The organism is Mesorhizobium sp. M1A.T.Ca.IN.004.03.1.1 (genome assembly GCF_003997555.1).
GTDB lineage: Bacteria > Pseudomonadota > Alphaproteobacteria > Rhizobiales > Rhizobiaceae > Mesorhizobium.
In genome coordinates this window covers 1-243 of record NZ_RZTV01000936.1, presented here as the reverse complement: position 1 = coordinate 243, position 243 = coordinate 1, and the positions used below count along the sequence as shown (strand labels likewise).

The 243-nt window shown below is 61.3% G+C and carries 1 pseudogene; it reads right to left on the bottom strand.

Annotated elements, in window-relative coordinates:
- A pseudogene (locus tag EOD29_RS34435) lies at positions 1–211 on the bottom strand (lipoyl synthase); the annotation flags it as partial.
- Positions 212–243: the final 32 nt, after the last annotated feature.

The window sequence follows — 243 nt, the reverse complement described above, 5'->3', positions numbered from 1 at the left end:
CGCCGATATTCGGGCAACCGGCCTCTTCGCAGACGGTGACGAGCTTGTGCTCCTTCACGATCGTACGCGTCTCGGCATAACCCTTGGAGGTCGGCGCCTTGACGCGAATCCAGTCCGGCTTGCGCATGACTTCCGTGTCCGGGCGATGCGCCTTCTCCGGATGGCGCACACGCTTGGCGTCGGGATTGATCGTGTCGAGGATGGTCACCATTGCAGTTTCAGCTTTCTACCGCCTCTATGCGG